This is a genomic window from Cellvibrio sp. (assembly GCF_039207905.1).
GTDB lineage: Bacteria > Pseudomonadota > Gammaproteobacteria > Pseudomonadales > Cellvibrionaceae > Cellvibrio.
This window is the reverse complement of the sequence record NZ_JBCECX010000018.1, coordinates 75,371-93,600: the sequence shown is the minus strand read 5'-3', so window position 1 is coordinate 93,600 and position 18,230 is coordinate 75,371. Positions and strand designations below refer to the sequence as shown.

Sequence of the window (18,230 nt, the reverse complement as noted above, 5' to 3'; positions counted from 1 at the left end):
ATGAATACCGGTTTTGATTCAGCAGTAAACACGATAAAAACCGAGCTTGTGCAGGAACAACCTTTTGATTTAACTGCAGAGAAACCCGCGGTTCATAAGCTGCGAATTCTCACGCTCAATATGCACAAAGGGTTTACGGTTTTTAATCGCCAATTTATTTTGCCCGAATTGCGTGAGGCAGTGCGATCACTGTCTACCGAATTGGTTTTTTTGCAAGAAGTGCACGGCAGTCACAAACGGCATGCCACCCGTCACACCAACTGGCCAGCAACACCGCAATATGAATTTTTAGCAGATTCAATGTGGCCTGAATTCTCTTACGGGCGCAACGCCGTTTATCCCGACGGCGATCACGGCAATGCCATCCTCTCTAAATATCCTATTATCCGCTTTCAAAATTTGGATGTGTCAATTGGAAAAATTGAGCAGCGCGGTCTGCTTCATACCGTGCTCAAAGTTCCCGGCCATGAAGAAGTGCATGCGATCTGTGTGCATTTGGGTTTGCGTGAGAATCACCGCAAACAACAACTGCATTTGCTAGCGAATCTGGTTGAAAGTTTTCATCCGACTGCACCGGTTATTATCGCCGGTGATTTTAATGACTGGCGCAAGCGTGCCGACGCCATTCTCGCGCGTTGTAATATGCGTGAAGCTTTTGTAAATGAAAAAGGCAGACCGGCAAAAAGTTTTCCTGCTCGCTGGCCACTGCTGTGTCTGGATCGGGTTTATGTCCGCAATGCCACCACTCACAATGCGCAAGTGCTGTCTCAACGTCCTTGGTCGCATCTTTCAGATCATGCTCCATTAGCGGTTGAGGTTCATCTATGAGGAATAAGTGGCGCGATGGCAACGATGTAAAATTGCTCATTAATGGCGAAGAATTTTTCCCGCGCGTATTCGAATGCATTCGCGCGGCGAAAGAAGAAATCCTTTTGGAAACATTCATCATTGAAGAAGATGAAATAGGGTGCCAGCTACAGCAAGAACTCATCGCCGCTGCAAAACGCGGGGTCAAAGTTGATATCACTGTTGATGATTACGGCACCTGGGATCTCAGCCCGGAATTTACCGATGCACTTGCAGCGGCGGGCGTGAGACTTCATCTGTTTGATCCCCAACCGAAGCTCTGGGGAGTGCGCCTCAATTTATTCCGCCGCCTGCATCGCAAATTAATCGTGATTGATCGGCACACAGGTTTTGTTGGGGGAATTAATTTTGCTTTTGACCATGTCATCCGCTCTGGTGAAAAAGCCAAGCAGGATTATGCAGTTGAAGTCCACGGGCCAATAGTTGCCGACATCCACAAAACCTGCATGCTGCTATTACTGCGCGGTTCACGTCGCAAAGATCGCCGCAATTACATCCGTAATGCGCGCGCTAACGAACCTGCCCCAGCGGGCGATATGCGCGTATTAATGGTAGAGCGCGATAACGGTTGGCACTCGCGGGATATCGAACGCCAATATTTAATTGCTGCGCGCATTGCGAAAAAACGCCTGGTGATTGCCAATGCTTATTTTTTTCCCGGCTATCGGTTGCTGCGCTCTTTGCGTCGCGCGGCACAACGCGGTGTTGAGGTAACCTTGATTCTGCAAGGCCAACCGGATATGCCTTGGGTGACAGCACTATCGCGTTTGCTCTACAGCTATCTGTTGCGCTCGGGTGTAAAAATTTATGAGTATTGCGAGCGCCCTTTGCACGGCAAAGTTGCTTTGATGGATGATAGCTGGACTACCGTAGGATCAAGCAATCTCGATCCACTTAGTCTTTCGTTAAATCTTGAAGCCAATCTTGTTATTGAAGACCAAGGGCTTAACCAACAACTCTATGAGCATTTAACCGGGTTGGTTGAAAATAAATGCCAACATTTGAATATGGAGATAGCAACGCGTGGCTATTGGTGGCGTACCCCGCTTGTTTTTTTAAGCTTTCACTTCCTGCGTAAGTTTCCCACCATTATGGGATGGCTTCCTGCCCACGCGCATCAGCTGAAGTTAGTTGGCAGTTCAAAAGAATCTATTGATAAAAAGGCAGACGATATACAAAAGACCAGAGCCAATATGGATGTAATAAGTGAAGAGCCGGCCTATCAAAAGGAATCATCATGAGCAACACAGGCTCAGCCACTGCTACTCATGCTAAGGCGCACTCCTCATCCAAGAAAGCGCCGAACAAAAAATGGATGTGGGCCAAGAGAATATTAACAATCGCGTTTTTTATTCTGGTTCCCACACTGCTTTTTATGCTGGTCAAAAATATTGAATGGGCTGAAGTAGAACAGGCTATAAGAAGTTACAGCGTCACAACATTACTACTCGCTGCTAGCATCGCCCTGCTCAGTTATCTGGTGTTTGCAAGTTACGATTTGGTCGGCCGACACTATACTGGCCACAAGCTACCAGTACGACAAGTTCTCCCGCTGGCATTTGTATGTTACGCGTTTACATTAAACCTCACCGCGTGGGTGGGTGGAATTGCATTGCGCTTCCGGCTGTACAGTCGTTTGGGATTGGAACCGTCTACCATCACCAAAATCCTGAGCATGAGCCTGATCACTAATTGGTTGGGCTATATTATTTTGGCCGGTATTTTATTTTCGTTTCGACTGGTGGATTTACCAGAGAAAGCCAAAATCGGTGAGACTGCATTGCAGCTAGTGGGATTTACTTTGCTTGCGGTTGCAGCATTTTATTTTTGGGCTTGTCGTTTCTCAAAACGCCGATCATTTCACTTTCGATCGCACAAAATCGCCTTACCTAAAGTGCAACTTGCATTCATTCAGGCAGCACTGGCGATGCTCAATTGGTCATTGATGGGGCTGATTATTTATATTCTTATGCCAGACAAGGTCAGCTATCAAACCATATTAGGCATCTTACTGATTAGTAGTATCGCGGGTGTGGTAACCCATATTCCCGCCGGGCTAGGAGTACTTGAAGCTATTTTTATTTCTATGCTTAACCATCAAGTAGCCACAGGTACAATCCTGGCAGCATTGATTGGTTACCGCATTTTCTATTTTCTAATTCCGTTAGCAATAGCGTGCATCGTTTATCTCACCATCGAAACACGAGCTAAAAAGATGGTAAAAAACAATCAACTCAAACAACCATCGAATACTAACGGACACTAAGGGTATTCAAGTACCGCTTTAATTGTAGCAATATTGTCACTTACCCATTGCGGATTCACTGCCCCCCAATCCCGCACCCGATAACTGCCATTGTTATTTTCCAGATCAATTTCCAGCTCATGGATCGCTGCTAGCGTATCTTGCGCGGTACGGCGCGGCATGCCAGTAGCCTCAATAATTTTGGGGACACTATTAATGCCCTGCTGGATAAGCCAGGCAACATAAATCCGACGATAAAAACTGGTTTTCGTTTTACTGTGAACCATCTATCTCATACTCCTGATGAACACATAAATTTGTATCACAAACAAAAAGAGCCACTGGGGCTCTTAATGTCACAACCAAGGTACAACTTACTGAATTATTTAGCCAGTGCAGGATAATCAGTATAGCCTTTCGCATCTGCCGTATAAAAAGTTGCCGAGTCTGGTTTGTTTAATTCAGCTCCAGTTTTAAAACGCGCAGGCAAATCAGGATTCGCCAGGAAGGTTGCACCAAAGGCAACGGCATCCAATTTTCCTGATGCAATTGCTTCCGCCGCTTCATCAGCGGTGTAACCCATGTTGCCCACCAATACACCTTTGAAATGTTCACGTGCAGGAGTTAATACGTCACCTTGTTGCACTTGGAAAAAATCGCCGCGCATAATGTGCAAGTAAGCGAGATTAAAATCGTTCAAACGTTTTGCTAACCAGGTGGTTAATCCAACCGGATCACTATCCTTCATGCTGTTATAGCTATTGAGCAACGACAAACGTAAACCCACCTGTTTGCTATCCCACACTTCACACACGGCCGCGATCACTTCCAATAATAAACGCGCGCGGTTTTCAACTGAACCACCATAAGGACCTGTGCGCTTATTGGAACCATCACGCAGGAATTGATCTAATAAATAGCCATTAGCACCATGAACTTCCACACCATCAAAACCGGCAGCTTTTGCATTAATCGCTGCTTGTTTAAACCCGGCGATGATTGCGGGAATTTCATCATCCTTCAATGCACGTGGCTCGGTGTAAGGTAATTTACCTTCAGGTGTATGTACCTCATCGTCAATAGCAATTGCACTTGGTGCAACAGGCTGTTTGCCCGCATTTAAAGCCGGATGACAAGCACGGCCGCCATGCCAAATTTGTAAGTAAATTTTACCGCCTTTAGCATGCACGGCATCGGTAACCAAACGCCAACCATCAATTTGCGCTTGTGAGTAGATGCCTGGTTCTTGCCAAAATGCCGAGTTACCCTCTATTACCATAGTCGCTTCCGCGATGATCAAACCCGCGCTCGCACGTTGGGCGTAATATTCGGCCATCAATGCATTTGGCAGATGTTCAAGACCAGCACGGGTGCGGGTCAGTGGCGCCATCCAGATACGATTGGAAAGTTCGGTACCGCCCAGACTGAGCGGGCGAAAAAGGTTTTCAACGTTGCTCATAATAACTCCGGTTCTCATAACTACTATTGGGTAAGATTGTTCTGCTATGCTTGGACAAATCAAATGGATCAAGTTGCATTAAATAACACGATTTCTAACCAACGTCTTTTTATTTCACATCATCATTTACAAAGATGACAAAAGTAAGGGTGATCCAGAATACCAATACCCGCATGACCCATTTTACGGAGCTTTGCATATGCTTATTAATTGTGTCGCTTATCAGGAAGGAAAACGCCTGGACAATATTCCAGTCGAAGAGATAAGTGATTACCTTGAGCGTCAAAACTGTTTTGTTTGGGTCGCATTAAAAGATGCAGAACCCGCCGAGCTTGAGCAAATGCAACACGAATTTGGTTTGCATGAACTCGCTGTTGAGGACGCCCATGCCGGACACCAGCGCCCCAAAATAGAAGAGTACGGTGACTCGCTGTTTGCGGTAATGCACACCGTAGAAATGGTTAACGATGAACTCAATGTGGGCGAAGTGGATGTGTTTGTCGGTGAGAATTATGTGCTCTCTACTCGCAACCGTTGCCAGCAAGGGTTCCTCGGTGTACGCGCACGCTGCGAGCGCGAGCCGCATCATTTAGTGCAGGGTTCAGCATTTGTTTTTTATGCATTAATGGATGCGGTGGTGGATCGCTATTTTCCGGTTATGGTTGCACTTGAAACCGAATTGGAAACTATTGAAGACCAAATTTTTACCAAGGGCTCGCAACGCGCCAATATTGAACGACTCTATGCATTAAAACGAAAAGTGACGCAACTGAAACATGCAGTTGCACCTTTGCTGGAAGCAGTTGGGAAATTGGATGGCGGCCGCGTACCACCGATTGTTGCCAATACCAAAGATTATTTCCGCGATGTGCATGACCATCTTTATCGCATCAATACTTCCATCGACGCCATTCGCGACACCATAGGCACGGCAATTCAAGTGAACCTTTCAATGGTGAGTATCGATGAAAACGAAGTGAATAAACGTCTCGCTGCCTGGGCAGCAATCTTTGCAGTGGCAACAGCATTTGTCGGTATTTGGGGCATGAACTTTGAACACATGCCGGAATTGAAATGGAAATACGGTTACCCGGTTGCGCTGGGAGTGGTATCGGTAATTTGTGTTTATTTACATTACCGCTTTAAAAAATCCGGCTGGCTGTAAAAAAATACCGCGCAGTGTTGCTATTCACTGCGCGGTATTTTGATCGGGATGGAAAATTTTAAACTAAAGAGTCTTGCAGGTTTTTGGTAGCTTCAACTGCAAAGCATTCAATGTGTTCGCCCTGCTCTATCGCGCCAATGGATTTTTTTAGCGGCACACGGCGCGGAGTAAATTTAAACAAATCACTGCGCTCTGCGTAATGGCGAACTTTGTGGCTTACCAGTACTTCGCCTGGCTCAGCTGCCGCTTCCATACGCGCGGCCATGCTCACTGCCACGCCTTCCAAATCCGGAATATCAGTCACTTCGTTATGGATGACCGCCACTTCACCCAACTCCACACCAATCCGCAATTCAAAACCTGCTGCCCTCAACACATTGCGAATCATGCAGGCGCAGGATAGTCCAGCTGTTGCATTGGTAAATGTCACGCGCAACGAATCGCCCTCCATATTGGGATGGCCTGCAGCCCATTTTTTCAAAATCGGTTTGATCAAACCACGGAACAGCGATAATTTTTCCGATAGCTCATCATCACGCCATTTGGAAAATCCCTTCAGATCCATAAACAAAATGGTGAGGTTACGCACCTGATCTTTTTCGTGATCCGCAGCCAGCTCAAGCAAGCGAGGCCAAAATTCTTCACGAATAGCGGCAACTTTTTCTTTAAGCTGTAAATGCAATTGGGTATTGGTGCGCAACATCAACTGCGCCAATTGGATGCGCTCTGCTTCTGCTTGCAGTTGGTTTTTTAATTCTGTTGGATTGTGGCTACCGACTTCTTCCACCACAAATTTTACCAAGGCGCCGCCAGCAACATCGCTGATAGATTTCAAACGTAAAATCGTTCCCCAGTGAACTGCGGCCAAATGCTCGATAAAAATCGGCAAGGTTGCCAGTTCGTGGTCAACCAAGCGATAGGGATAACGCAATTCAATAGTGATGGCTTCGGCAAAAATGCGCTCGAACTCGTGATTGCGATAAACCGTTTTTTCCTGGCCGCCTTTATCCCAATAGGCATGGGTACACTCGATATTGGCGATGCTCCATCCGGCCGTCACTATCTTGCACAATTTTGCACCGGTGATATTTGCACCGGCCATTTTGGTTTTGGACAAATTGGCGTAGCGTAAATCACAATAGGTTAAATTCGCGGCAGTGAAATCGGCCTTGCTTAAATCCATTTTATTTAAATCGACTCCACTTAGATTGCTCGATTTAAATACGGCACCTGCCAAGCTCGCACCGCGCAAATCAGCACTGGTGAGATTTGCGCCGGTGAATAGGGTTCCGGTCAAGTCTGCACCTTGCAAGTTAACACCTTGCAAGTTGGAGTTGGTCAGATCAACCCGCGCTAGTTGCTGCCCTTCGAGATTACTCCCCGCCAGCGAAATATCGCGCAGCATCAATCCACTGATGTCGTGGCCGCGAAAATCAATATTTTCAAGACGTGCGTTGCGGGTGTTGGCCGTGAGCATATTGGCCATGAATAAATTGGAATTGCTGAGATCGCAACTCGTCAGGTTGGCAGCAATTAATTTTGCGTGAGAGAAATCATTATCGCGCAATTCAGAATATTGCAGATTCGCCAAAATAAAATCAGCGTATTTAAAACTGCATTGATTAATGCGGGCATTGCGCAGCGATATTTTCGAGAAATCATACTCAGCGAAATTCATCCCGCTCAAGACAACGCCATCGAGATTTATCTCGCCAGTGGCTTGGTTTTTACGCCAATTGTTCCAGGAGCTAGCGCCTTTGTTCAGTTCTTTCAGTATCCGTTCTTTATCCATAATTATTTACTTACATCTGTAATAATAAGGGGAGTAACACATTCCTGCAGGGCGAGTTGAAATCGCCCAATTTCTCTATGCAATATTGTCGAAGCCTGTTGTACGCCTAATTAGCATAATTGGATGCCCCAATTCGTGGGCGCCCTCAAAATACTCTTGCCCAATCAACTGCGGTGCCACATTCGCCCAACCATAACTACCTTGGCCGCAAGCAGATGTCACCTTACCCAAGGCGAGATCACCCGGCAGGATAATGTCACCATCAGCAACTTTGCGATAACCATGAGGAAGTGGGTACATAGCACACCGAGCAAGCAATAAAGTGCCCGAGTATATAGCAGCCGTAGTCACAAGAGTGTAAAAAAAGGAAACTAGCGGCGGGCCTTCTGAATGTACTCGTAGGCAGCCTGGATGGTTTTAAAACACTCAGTTGCCGCTTGTACCATGTATGGAGGTAACCCCAAACCAATGAGCTTGTCTGGATGGTACTGACTGACGAGCACACGGTAGGCTTTTTTGAGTTCGGCATCACTGGCGCTTGATGCAACATCCAGGACATCGTAGGCAGATTGCAGATTGACTTTCTGGCCCTGGAAATCGCGCGTTTTTTCTTCGCAGCTTTCAGCCTCATCCTGAGCAAGTTTCGTATTTACGTTGGCATTAGTTTTATTGGTAGATTGTTTGCTGCGGTTATTATCCGCTTCTTTTTGTTGGTTATTATTCTGCGTTTTGTTGGCCTGCTGATTACTGGCCTTGGCGCTGTTGAGTTCTTCCTCCAACCCTTGCGCAAATTTATTTTGCGATGAAATCATCTTCAGCAGATGTTTGAAGGTAATGTTGGAATAACCGAGGCCGAAGGCAACTTCTTCCACCGCTTCCACTTCTTTATTCACTAACGCCCCGTCTACACGGGCGAGATTGACTAGATAAACCAGCAAAATTTGCGCGAGATTGGGGCTTTTTTTGGCGAGGCCTTTGAAATCATCCAGCGTCTGCTGGACTTTAAACGCGGGATCAGCACCGGATTTAAACAAGCGGATAGCTTCGCGCTTGTGTTTTGAATCCAGATCCATTTTTTCCATAAATGTTTCAGTGCGCTTAACTTCTTGCGCGTTGACCGGACCATCGCGTTTGGCTACATAACCTAGCAACGTGAAGACAGTGCGAAAAAATAAATCCTGCACATTATTCAGTTCAGTTCCAGATAATGCACCCGCGCTGGATGCACCATCGGTTGCGAGAACACGTTTGGACAGGAGAGTGTAAAACAACACCAACCCTAGCCCCAGTATTACCAACGCGATATACACCGACATATTGGCCCGCCTGCAGAAATGAAGTTTGCGGCAGTCAGCGTCGCTGATTAAGACATGGCATTCCGTTCGTTAGCGCACGTGTTCCAGAACCGGGATTTAGTGACTTCAGGATTTTCCCATCGAAAAAGTGATCGGCACAAACAATTCCAATTCAGCTAAATTGAGTCCACGTGGCAAAGGCGGAAACGGAGCCGCACTTCTAACTGCCGCCAGCGCTGCTTTATTCAGCAATGTGAATTTGGATTCATCAACCGATTCAACCGCTTTAACATTACCGACCGAATCAATCACCAGGACCAATTTCACTGTCCCCATTTGTTGCAGCTCTTGCGCGCGGCGCGGGTAATTAACCTGGGCATAGATTTTTTTAAACACATCCGAAATATAAAACTGCCGCGCCAATAATGCTTCCGCTTCACTCAACCCTGATTTGATTTCCGGCTGGCTTGCTTCCACGATTGCGGGAGCTGCGACAGCGATTGTTTGCACTGGAGTTACTATGGGCTTTTTCACGGCAACAGCGGTTGTTTCAACTGATGCTTTGGGTTGTGGTGCTACTGCCGCAACCTTGGGAGCCTCTACCAGTTTAGCTACAACCGTTTCTTTCTCTTCAGGCTGCAACCAACTCTTAACAACTTCAACACGCGCGGTGCGCGGATACATCGTAATAAAACGACTGACCTGTGCATTGCTCGCCTCATTCAGATTTAATAAATCATCGCGAAATTTTGTCGAGGGAGGGACTATACCGATCCAGGATTGCAACAACATGCCAAAAAATGCATCGCTTTTTACATGGCCAAGTTGCACGGAATTAAGGCTGATAGTAACGCCGCGCCCGGGAATAAAACCAATCACCAGATGATCACCCGGTTCCAAGCGGTCGCGGATCAAACCATCAAAATAAATCAGGTTATTAACTTGCGCTGTTAACAGGTCGCGGGCGCTATTGATGGCGACAGATTCGCGCCAAATCCGACTAAATTGCCGCTGGGTAATGCCTTGGGGAGAGATAACTTTTAATTCAATTCGTTTGGGATAGCTGCCATTGATCAGTTCCTGCGCATTAGTACCTATCTGGCCGCTGTAAAGCGCCCCGAGAAATACGTCATTCCCCAACTCGGAGTAGACCGCCACACCGTTTAAACCTGACTCTGCCCGCAGGCCGCCACTTAACATCACCAACAATAGCCCGATACAACTCGCCCAGCACTTCATCGACACTTCTCGCCCCATACTCATTCATTTGGGGTCAAAGCCTAACGATAAAATAAGTCAAAAATGCGACAACCGACGTCAGACTTGATCAAACAGATGCAGTTAATGTCGCTTTCCCTTAATGGGCGCTTTCTTTATAGTACGCCCGCTGAAAAAATTCCCTGTCACTGGCGCTGGTCGATTAATTTCCCACCGCCTGCACCACGAGGTTAAGCCCCATGGCTCAATACGTATTTAGTATGCATAGGCTCGGCAAGATAGTGCCGCCCAAGCGTGAAATCCTGAAAGACATCTCCCTCTCCTTCTTCCCCGGCGCCAAAATCGGCGTACTCGGTTTGAACGGTTCAGGTAAATCTACCCTGCTGCGCATCATGGCTGGCGTAGATCAGGATTTTAACGGCGAAGCCCGCCCTATGCCGAACCTGAAAATCGGTTATCTGCCGCAGGAGCCGCAACTCGATCCAGCCAAAGACGTGCTGGGCAACGTGCAAGATGGTGTGCGTGAAGCGGTAGATGCACTGGCCGAGCTGGACCAAATCTACGCTGCCTACGCCGAGCCGGATGCCGACTTTGACGAGCTGGCAAAAAAGCAAGCCAAGTGCGAAGACATCATCCAGGCCTGGGATGCGCATAACCTGCAACACACCCTCGAAGTTGCTGCTGATGCATTGCGTCTGCCGCCGTGGGATGCCGATGTCACTGTGCTCTCGGGTGGTGAACGCCGCCGTGTCGCGCTCTGCCGCCTGTTGCTATCGCGCCCCGATATGCTGTTGCTCGACGAACCTACCAACCACCTGGACGCCGAATCTGTTTATTGGTTGGAACAATTCCTCCACAGCTTCACTGGCACCGTAGTGGCGATCACCCACGATCGCTACTTCCTCGATAACGCCGCTGGTTGGATTTTGGAACTCGACCGCGGCCACGGTATTCCGTACGAAGGTAACTACACCAGCTGGCTGGAACAAAAAGATGCGCGTTTGGAGCAAGAACAACGCACCGAAGCTGCACACCAGAAAGCATTGAAAACCGAATTGGAATGGGTTCGCCAAAATCCTAAAGGCCGCCAAGCCAAGAGCAAGGCGCGTCTCGCCCGCTTTGATGAATTGCAATCACAAGAATTCCAGGCACGTAACGAAACCAACGAGATCTACATTCCGCCAGGCGAGCGCTTGGGCGATAAAGTGATCGTGCTGGAAAACGTGAGCAAAGGTTACGGCGACCGTCTGTTGATCGACAACTTGTCACTGAGCATTCCTAAAGGTGCGGTGGTGGGTATTGTGGGTGGTAACGGTGCCGGTAAATCAACCCTGTTCCGTATGATCTCTGGCACTGAAAAACCCGATAGTGGCACCGTGACTTTGGGCGATACCGTAAAAGTGGCTTACGTTGAGCAAAGCCGTGAAAACCTGGACGATAAAAAATCGGTTTGGGAAGCCGTGTCTGATGGTTTGGATATTTTGAAAATCGGCAACTACGAAGTGAGTTCGCGCTCGTACCTCGGCCGCTTTAACTTCAAGGGTGGCGATCAACAAAAACGCGTCGGCGAACTTTCCGGTGGTGAGCGCGGCCGTTTGCATTTGGCGAACACCTTGAAGCAAGGCGCGAACGTACTCTTACTCGACGAACCGTCAAACGATTTGGACATCGAAACCTTGCGCGCATTAGAGGATGCAATTCTCGCTTTCCCTGGCTGCGTATTGGTGATCTCGCATGACCGCTGGTTCCTCGACCGTATCGCAACCCACATACTCGCGTATGAAGGTGATTCAGATATCGTGTTCTTCGAAGGCAACTACACCGAATACCACGAAGATTTTGTAAAACGCAAAGGTCAGGATTCACAGCCGAAGCGTATGAAGTACAAACCGCTGAAAGCCTAACGCAATCAGCAAATAAAAAAGCCGCTCACATGAGCGGCTTTTTTATTTCTGGATATTTAAAATCATCAAACTTAATAATTATTTTTAATCTCCTGATAAATACCAGGATAGTTAGCCTGCAACTCTTTCGCTTTTGTAGCGGCAATATCATCCCAGTTAAACCAGATATTAGCCCAACGCGAATCGGAGCGCGGCACGTTGGCATTAGCCTGATCCATAATCAGCGAATCGTTGCGAGTTTTAAAACTGGCGGAACCAAAATTGGATTGCTCCAACACCATGCGATATTGGGTATTGCGCTCATGACGGGTGCGCTCATTAGAATCCCAGTGAGCTAGCGCGCGATAATGGCTGATAATATTCGGCGCATAAAATTCACCCCAGTTGCCCTGAAACTCAACCTTGGCTTTATCTGATGCATTAGCAAAACGAAACGCATGAGTGCTCGCACCATCTTTGTGATACACCACCAGCGGATGTCCATTGTGTTGCTGCAAACCGTTCATGGCTCGGGTATCAAAATTTCCATGAGCGCTAGTAGACACATGGCTAATAAATTCCTGATTAAAACCTTTAAGAGTCCAGACAATCACCGTCTCTACATCATGACGGTGGCCGGCTAAAAAGGTTAAATGAACAGCTTGGTCTTTTTCAAAATACAATTCATAAAAATGCGCGCAGCGCTCCCAACCATCTGTGCCTACCTGGCATAACTGTCTGTGGATGGTGTTGGAAATGTTGCCCCAACCCGCATCACGGCAACCGCCGTAATAGCTGGAGGTTGCGCCCAAACCCGGATTTTGGCGCAGATTTTCATTGCGGTGAAATGGTGTGCCGGGATAACAGCCATCCGAATCAAAATCAAACGTTGGATGAAATTTTCTAACCTGCCCTTCATTGTAAGCAGTAATCACCGCCTCCCAGGTTGGAAATTCGTCAGCATTTACCACACTGACATTGAGCAGGGTTAAAAAAACAAAAAAGCCTTTTAACATCTTCACGCTGATTATGTTTATTCTGTTTAACACGAGTCGAACCTCCGGTTGATGATGGTTGTTTTTACCGACCTCGCCTTTTGAATCAAGAGCGAGATCGGAACCGGGAGTCTAGGGTTCGATAAATGACAGGATTAGGTGATCACAAAAATTTAATGGGATTGTCACAAACAAAGCTTTTTTTGTATCTGAGTTCAGTTTTGTTTTACTGCAACCCCACCATAAAGATTAAATACCTGAATGCCATCTTTTTTCACAAACGTAATTCTTTCACCGGTATTTTGATGAATAAAATCAAGGCTATCACCAACAATCGGTGTGAGTTTGTATTCTGTCCCGCTAGGGAAGACCAGCGAAATGATGTTATTGTTTTCGTCAAAGCGAACCACAAAGTCATCCTGATTGTTCCATTTATATTTGCCGGAAAGTGCCTTTAAGGTTTCATTGTTTTGGTGTTTTCGATGCGCATCTGTTTGCTTAAAGTTATTCCAGCCATAGACCTCGGAGGCGGACAACAAGAGATCCCTTCCCAGCTCCCAACCGTTCTCCGAATTAATCAAATAAACCAAACCATTTCCAGTGGTAAGGTTTATGGTCATTCCGGTGTTATAGCCAGCATTGCCACCGTAGTGAGTGATAGAGATTTTATTGCCAGACCGATCCACCCTGAATCCATACACATGCCCGTCTCGCTCATGGGTGAGCAGGGATTTAATTTCAGCTTGGGAAAATATGGAAGTTTTACCGTGATAAGCCTTATAAATTTCAATAAGAAATGTAGCCATATCGGTAGAGTTACTCCAAAGTCCGGCAGCGGCTTGCTCGGGATAGTTTCGCCAACCGCCCTCCAAGATAGCTCCTGAATTGACATGGCCTTTGGCAACTTGCTGGTATTTAGATGCTGGTAACGGCTGGGTGAAATCAGAATGTTTCATGCCAGCAGGATCAAGAATCCACTTTTTCATAATGCGCGCAAACTCATCATGAAAAATATCTTGAATAGCTAGTTCAGCTAAAGAGTACGCGCCGCCAGAATAAGCCAGCTTTTCATTGGGTGGTGCGACAACAGCTATAGCCGGTGAATTCGCGCCTGCGCTCCCTTTTAAAATATCAATATCTGCGGGAAAGTGAATGTCCCTGGCGTACCCTTGATATCCTCCGGAAGTAATGCCTGATGTATGGGAAAAAATATTGCGCAATGTAACCGGATTATTAACGGTTTGTTTTCCTGTGGGTAATACAAAGTCCCGCAAATAAAGTTGAATGTTTTTATCCAGGTCTATTTTACCGGCAGCCTGCATGCGCACAGCAGCCATAAATGTCACTGGCTTAGACAGGGACGCGGCTTGGAACAGGCTTTTACAATTCAATTTACGCTCTTCAGTAAAGTTCGCATCCTGATAAATATCAACCCATGCAATCTCGCCTTGTTTTATTACGGCGAGAGATAATGCGGGAATTTTATACTCGGACATTTTATCGGTAATAGAACTTAACTCTTCCGGCTCATTCAAAAACCTCACCTGATTGCGGATTCCATTCTCTAGCAAAACTTTTCCCGCAATTGATCCTTTTGGAATCAGGCAACCAGCACTTACATGTTGTACAGGTTTGTTATGTTCTTCAGCTCGGACGAAGACACTGATCAATGAAGTTATTGTTATGATCAGCGAAATGAACACAGATCGCGCTTTTACAGAGGAATACATAGGAGCTCCAAATATATGATTTTTATGTGGCTTGTATAGCTGCAACCACACTAGGAAAATCCCATGAAAACGACATGATATTGCGGTGATTTTTTGTGATTATTAGTGACCACACCCCTATTACATGGTAGGTTTGCGCGAAATTCGAAGGGGACAGGACTCTGGATGCGCTGGAAAATACACCATTTGGTTTTTTGCGAAAAAAGCCAGACATTAAGCAATGAAGGCGCAACGATAATTCTCGAACCTTTATCTGTTGAGGTGCTGGCCTATTTCTGTCGCCATCCCAATGTCATGATCAGTCGCGACCTTCTGATTGCCGAAGTATGGAATGGAAGAATAGTCACCGACAACGCGGTAACACGCGTAATAACCAAGCTACGCAAAGCACTGGCTGACACTCCAGAGACACCACGTTTTATTGCTACCTTTCCTAAAAAAGGCTACAAGTTTGTAGCCGATGTAAAACTGCTTGATGAGCACACTGAAAACCCGATTGCGATTGCACATCCAACCACGGCAGAAAAAAAATCGTCCAACCACTTGCCAGCCACAAGCCTGATACTCGGTGTCTTCATCTGTTGTTTACTAACCTGGTTTTGGTTTTCATCACCCTCCTCACAACCAGCCGCCGTCTCGTCATACCGAATTGATGCATTAACACGAGGCATGGAGCGAACGCTTCACCCCAGAGTATCACCCGACGGCCGCTATCTAACCTACAGCACCTTCAACGCTGACAAGATGCGTTTACACCTCAAGGATTTGGCGACAGAGGAAACCGTAGAAATCGGGGACCAGAATGGATGGAGTGGCCCTGCCGCTTGGTCAGATGACGGCAAACAGATTGCTTATTTGAACACCACCGGCGACGCCTGCCGGTATTATTTGTTAAACATCGACAAGCTGATCATCACCGAACGAAAACTCATCCACAATTGCCCCAAAGGGAGTTATGGAAAAATTATCTTTAGCCATGAGAACCACAAACTTATTTACACTGAAACCCCGGGGCCGACCCAACCGTTTTCTATCTTTGAATTAAATACGCATACCGGCGATGTACGCCGCTTGCCCCAACCGGAATTAATACTGGGCGGCAACAGTCAATTTGACCTTCATCCCACCGAAAATAAATTACTCATTTCATCACCCAATGCACAACAATGGCTGGAAATTTACAGCCTCGATTTAGTTAGCGATGCATTACTCCACTTATTTGAACTCAAGGAATATACCTGCTGCGCAATTTGGGATCACAGTGGTGAACGTGTCGTAATACAAGGCGAGCACCCAGCGCAAGAGTTAATAAGCTTTGCCTTGGATGGTAAAAGTAAAACCACTTTATTTCAGGTTCCCCATAGTGTTTCCTCTCCGGCACGCATCCCCAACAGCAAAAGTTACGCCTATGTCGGAGGAGCATTAAATCGCGATATTTATTACTACAGTTTTAATGAGCAGACCTCAAAACCCATAGTTGATTCAGCCATGGACGATTGGTTGCCAATTATCTCTTCCGACAAAAATAAACTGGCATTTATTTCAGACAGATCAGGAAGTGAAGAAGTGTGGATTCGCGAGCAAGGGCAATCTTTTGAACGAAAACTGACAAATTACCAGGATGGTCGACACTATTTCGACTTGCAATGGTCGCCCGATGGAAAATTGATTGCGGGAATGACAATCAATGAAATTCACGTAACAGATGCCGCCAACGGCAACTGGCGAAAGTTAAAGATTCCGCAGGAAGAATTATCTGGAATTTCATGGAAGGACAATCAAACCCTTTCCTTCAGCATTAAAAGTGGAGAGCTATGGCAGGTTAAGCATTACGATCTAACAAATGATCAATTAACAAACGCACCAGGGGAATGGCAATTTGTTCGCCACGCCACCGATAATAATGACTCTTTATGGATAGACCGAAACGACAATACTTTTTATGGCGAACACCATACACCACTCGCACTGAAACCAATTAAAGTGCTACAAAATAGACGCTTTAATCTATTAAAAAGTGGCGATTCTGTTTTCTATCTATCGATGGAAGCAAGTGCTTCTTATGTAGAACAGTTTAATGTTACAACCCACCAAAACACCCAACTTTTCAGAACTGACACTATGAATGGGCTTTCCGTTAGCAACTCGGGAATTTATTACGCCCAATTGAAGAACAACTTGGCCAATATTTACCGGGCATCTAAACAATGAATACTGTCTATTAACCAGGTGAGCGCATCACTGAGCTTGCGACAATACTTTTTCAACATCCACCCCAAATACCATTACACCTAAAGGTTCAAACTTTTCCTCGGAATAAATCGGCACACTTAAATGGATTTGGAAACGCTTGGTGGATTCATCGTAATTAATATCGCCAAAGTGCATTGTATTGGCGGGCTTAGCGAACACTTCGGTAAATTTTTCTTCATCGCCCTGCCAGTAGTCTGATGTCATATCGCTAATCGCCACGTTCAACCCACGCGCATCTGTCACGATAATTTCGGTAATGGTATCCATGGATTGTTTTTTGATTTCACGTAGCTGTGCCGACATTTCCTGATCGACCAGTTTTATCGAGTAGGAAAAATCATCGCGTAAAAATGCTTGCGTCCACTTTTTATCGCGCTCGGCAATGTCCTGCGCGGTAAAACGGCGCGACTTCTGGTTGCGCTCTTTTAGCAAGGATTCCAATTTAGGCAGGCGTTTCCAGCGCTCAATTTTACGGGTGAGCAATTCTTTTATCAGTTGCTGTTCGTAGTCAGAGAGTGCAAAACGTGTGGTGGAGCAGCCGGTAATTTGTTGGTTGAACCTCGCCAAAAAATCCGGGTTCTGGTTGAGGAACTGCTCGTTAAAATAAACTCCAAGTGGAACGTAACGGAAAAACCGTGACTGGAAGCGGTTAACATCCATTTTGATTTCTTTGGTGGCCTGCACAAAATGCTCGCGGTCGGCCAGGATCACATCAATGCGTTTACTTTGCAGCAATTTAATCAACTGCGGCAAATTGTTCGCACTCATATCAACCTTATAACCAGCCTCACCTAACCAGGTTTCCTGCTGGCTACCTAAAATCGACCCCAACTTATAACCATCGCGCCAGGACTCAGGGGCAATGGTGTCCTGCCGCCAAAACCAATACCAATTTTCCAAAACTAATGGCGATGACAAAACTGCGTAAGGATCGACTTGACGCATGGGGATCGCAGTAAAAAAACCATCGATGCGATTGCTTTTCACATCCTGATAGGCGCGTCGCCAGGGAATGACCTGCACGTTAAATTCGCGCCCCATTTGTTTAAATATGCATTGCAAATGCGGCAGCAGTTCCTGATTGCTACCTGCGGGTAAGTCCGCACTGAATGCAGAGGAAATATTGGTCGCGAGGTTTATAGGGGCATTAGGAGATGGTGCCGATGATGTGTCGGCCGGATCGGCAACACCGTTGGCCGCAGAGAAAGCGACTAGAATCAATACCCATAAATAGCCAAAACGCATACCCTTGCTCCTTCCTGATCGAACACCACTAATTACATGAAATTAGTATAGGCTCGCTGCGAGAGATTGCTCGTTGCAGGAAG

At 46.5% G+C, this 18,230-nt stretch carries 15 protein-coding genes; 6 read left to right on the top strand and 9 right to left on the bottom strand.

Annotated features, from left to right (window positions below):
* Genes AAGC78_RS12655 through AAGC78_RS12645 form a run of 3 tightly spaced genes read left to right on the top strand, consistent with a single transcriptional unit; the run spans position 1 to position 3,133 of the window.
* Positions 1–828 carry an endonuclease/exonuclease/phosphatase family protein gene (locus tag AAGC78_RS12655; protein ID WP_435784449.1) on the top strand — a complete coding sequence of 276 codons (828 nt, stop codon included), beginning with the start codon at positions 1–3 and terminating at the stop codon, positions 826–828.
* A complete protein-coding gene (gene clsB, locus AAGC78_RS12650) occupies positions 825–2,108 on the top strand; it encodes a cardiolipin synthase ClsB (RefSeq protein WP_435784448.1) in 1,284 nt (427 codons plus the stop codon). The genes AAGC78_RS12655 and clsB overlap by 4 nt, the downstream gene beginning before the upstream one ends.
* Complete coding sequence (locus AAGC78_RS12645) at positions 2,105–3,133, top strand: lysylphosphatidylglycerol synthase domain-containing protein (RefSeq protein WP_435784447.1); 1,029 nt, start codon at positions 2,105–2,107, stop codon at positions 3,131–3,133. Before clsB ends, AAGC78_RS12645 begins: the two co-directional genes overlap by 4 nt.
* On the opposite strand, the gene AAGC78_RS12640 is transcribed toward AAGC78_RS12645, so the two are convergent.
* Together AAGC78_RS12640 and AAGC78_RS12635 are read right to left on the bottom strand one after the other, a co-directional pair.
* Positions 3,130–3,399 carry a helix-turn-helix domain-containing protein gene (locus AAGC78_RS12640; RefSeq protein ID WP_435784446.1) on the bottom strand — a complete coding sequence of 90 codons (270 nt, stop codon included), beginning with the start codon at positions 3,397–3,399 and terminating at the stop codon, positions 3,130–3,132. The genes AAGC78_RS12645 and AAGC78_RS12640 overlap by 4 nt on opposite strands.
* Before the next feature lie 95 nt (positions 3,400–3,494).
* Complete coding sequence (locus AAGC78_RS12635) at positions 3,495–4,571, bottom strand: alkene reductase (protein WP_435784445.1); 1,077 nt, start codon at positions 4,569–4,571, stop codon at positions 3,495–3,497.
* A 199-nt stretch (positions 4,572–4,770) separates the two neighbouring features.
* On the opposite strand from AAGC78_RS12635, the gene corA reads away from it, so the two are divergent.
* A complete protein-coding gene (gene corA / locus AAGC78_RS12630; protein WP_435784444.1) occupies positions 4,771–5,736 on the top strand; it encodes a magnesium/cobalt transporter CorA in 966 nt (321 codons plus the stop codon).
* 58 nt (positions 5,737–5,794) lie between these two features.
* Here the strand turns inward: corA and AAGC78_RS12625 are convergent, their stop codons facing one another.
* The 4 genes from AAGC78_RS12625 to AAGC78_RS12610 form a co-directional block, all read right to left on the bottom strand.
* Positions 5,795–7,528: a pentapeptide repeat-containing protein gene (locus tag AAGC78_RS12625; RefSeq protein ID WP_435784443.1), complete on the bottom strand. Its 1,734-nt coding sequence runs from the start codon at positions 7,526–7,528 to the stop codon at positions 5,795–5,797.
* Positions 7,529–7,603: 75 nt separating this feature from the next.
* Positions 7,604–7,828 (bottom strand): hypothetical protein, encoded by a 225-nt coding sequence (locus AAGC78_RS12620; RefSeq protein ID WP_435784442.1) that lies wholly within the window; start codon positions 7,826–7,828, stop codon positions 7,604–7,606.
* Positions 7,829–7,899: 71 nt separating this feature from the next.
* The gene (djlA, locus tag AAGC78_RS12615) at positions 7,900–8,844 is read right to left on the bottom strand and encodes a co-chaperone DjlA (protein ID WP_435784441.1); all 945 of its coding nucleotides are present in this window, start codon (positions 8,842–8,844) and stop codon (positions 7,900–7,902) included.
* A 105-nt stretch (positions 8,845–8,949) separates the two neighbouring features.
* Positions 8,950–10,062, bottom strand: coding sequence for a TonB family protein (locus AAGC78_RS12610; protein ID WP_435784466.1), 1,113 nt, complete (start codon positions 10,060–10,062; stop codon positions 8,950–8,952).
* A 218-nt stretch (positions 10,063–10,280) separates the two neighbouring features.
* Between AAGC78_RS12610 and ettA the strand changes: the two genes are divergently transcribed.
* On the top strand, positions 10,281–11,945 hold the full coding sequence (gene ettA, locus AAGC78_RS12605; RefSeq protein ID WP_435784440.1) for an energy-dependent translational throttle protein EttA: 1,665 nt from the start codon (positions 10,281–10,283) through the stop codon (positions 11,943–11,945).
* A 71-nt stretch (positions 11,946–12,016) separates the two neighbouring features.
* On the opposite strand, the gene AAGC78_RS12600 is transcribed toward ettA, so the two are convergent.
* Together AAGC78_RS12600 and AAGC78_RS12595 are read right to left on the bottom strand one after the other, a co-directional pair.
* Positions 12,017–12,973: an NPP1 family protein gene (locus tag AAGC78_RS12600; RefSeq protein WP_435784439.1), complete on the bottom strand. Its 957-nt coding sequence runs from the start codon at positions 12,971–12,973 to the stop codon at positions 12,017–12,019.
* 161 nt (positions 12,974–13,134) lie between these two features.
* Positions 13,135–14,649: a serine hydrolase domain-containing protein gene (locus AAGC78_RS12595; RefSeq protein WP_435784438.1), complete on the bottom strand. Its 1,515-nt coding sequence runs from the start codon at positions 14,647–14,649 to the stop codon at positions 13,135–13,137.
* 165 nt (positions 14,650–14,814) lie between these two features.
* Between AAGC78_RS12595 and AAGC78_RS12590 the strand changes: the two genes are divergently transcribed.
* The gene (locus AAGC78_RS12590; RefSeq protein ID WP_435784437.1) at positions 14,815–16,860 is read left to right on the top strand and encodes a winged helix-turn-helix domain-containing protein; all 2,046 of its coding nucleotides are present in this window, start codon (positions 14,815–14,817) and stop codon (positions 16,858–16,860) included.
* A gap of 27 nt (positions 16,861–16,887) precedes the next feature.
* Here the strand turns inward: AAGC78_RS12590 and AAGC78_RS12585 are convergent, their stop codons facing one another.
* Complete coding sequence (locus tag AAGC78_RS12585; RefSeq protein WP_435784436.1) at positions 16,888–18,147, bottom strand: substrate-binding periplasmic protein; 1,260 nt, start codon at positions 18,145–18,147, stop codon at positions 16,888–16,890.
* Positions 18,148–18,230 lie beyond the last annotated feature (83 nt).

Excerpts from the sequence above, each read along its gene's own strand:
- AAGC78_RS12655 (WP_435784449.1), top strand. The coding sequence starts at position 1 with ATGAATACCGGTTTTGATTCAGCAGTAAACACGATAAAAACCGAGCTT.
- clsB (WP_435784448.1), top strand. The coding sequence starts at position 825 with ATGAGGAATAAGTGGCGCGATGGCAACGATGTAAAATTGCTCATTAAT.
- AAGC78_RS12645 (WP_435784447.1), top strand. The coding sequence starts at position 2,105 with ATGAGCAACACAGGCTCAGCCACTGCTACTCATGCTAAGGCGCACTCC.
- AAGC78_RS12640 (WP_435784446.1), bottom strand. The coding sequence starts at position 3,399 with ATGGTTCACAGTAAAACGAAAACCAGTTTTTATCGTCGGATTTATGTT.
- AAGC78_RS12635 (WP_435784445.1), bottom strand. The coding sequence starts at position 4,571 with ATGAGCAACGTTGAAAACCTTTTTCGCCCGCTCAGTCTGGGCGGTACC.
- corA (WP_435784444.1), top strand. The coding sequence starts at position 4,771 with ATGCTTATTAATTGTGTCGCTTATCAGGAAGGAAAACGCCTGGACAAT.
- AAGC78_RS12625 (WP_435784443.1), bottom strand. The coding sequence starts at position 7,528 with ATGGATAAAGAACGGATACTGAAAGAACTGAACAAAGGCGCTAGCTCC.
- AAGC78_RS12620 (WP_435784442.1), bottom strand. The coding sequence starts at position 7,828 with ATGTACCCACTTCCTCATGGTTATCGCAAAGTTGCTGATGGTGACATT.
- djlA (WP_435784441.1), bottom strand. The coding sequence starts at position 8,844 with ATGTCGGTGTATATCGCGTTGGTAATACTGGGGCTAGGGTTGGTGTTG.
- AAGC78_RS12610 (WP_435784466.1), bottom strand. The coding sequence starts at position 10,062 with ATGAAGTGCTGGGCGAGTTGTATCGGGCTATTGTTGGTGATGTTAAGT.
- ettA (WP_435784440.1), top strand. The coding sequence starts at position 10,281 with ATGGCTCAATACGTATTTAGTATGCATAGGCTCGGCAAGATAGTGCCG.
- AAGC78_RS12595 (WP_435784438.1), bottom strand. The coding sequence starts at position 14,649 with ATGTATTCCTCTGTAAAAGCGCGATCTGTGTTCATTTCGCTGATCATA.
- AAGC78_RS12590 (WP_435784437.1), top strand. The coding sequence starts at position 14,815 with ATGCGCTGGAAAATACACCATTTGGTTTTTTGCGAAAAAAGCCAGACA.
- AAGC78_RS12585 (WP_435784436.1), bottom strand. The coding sequence starts at position 18,147 with ATGCGTTTTGGCTATTTATGGGTATTGATTCTAGTCGCTTTCTCTGCG.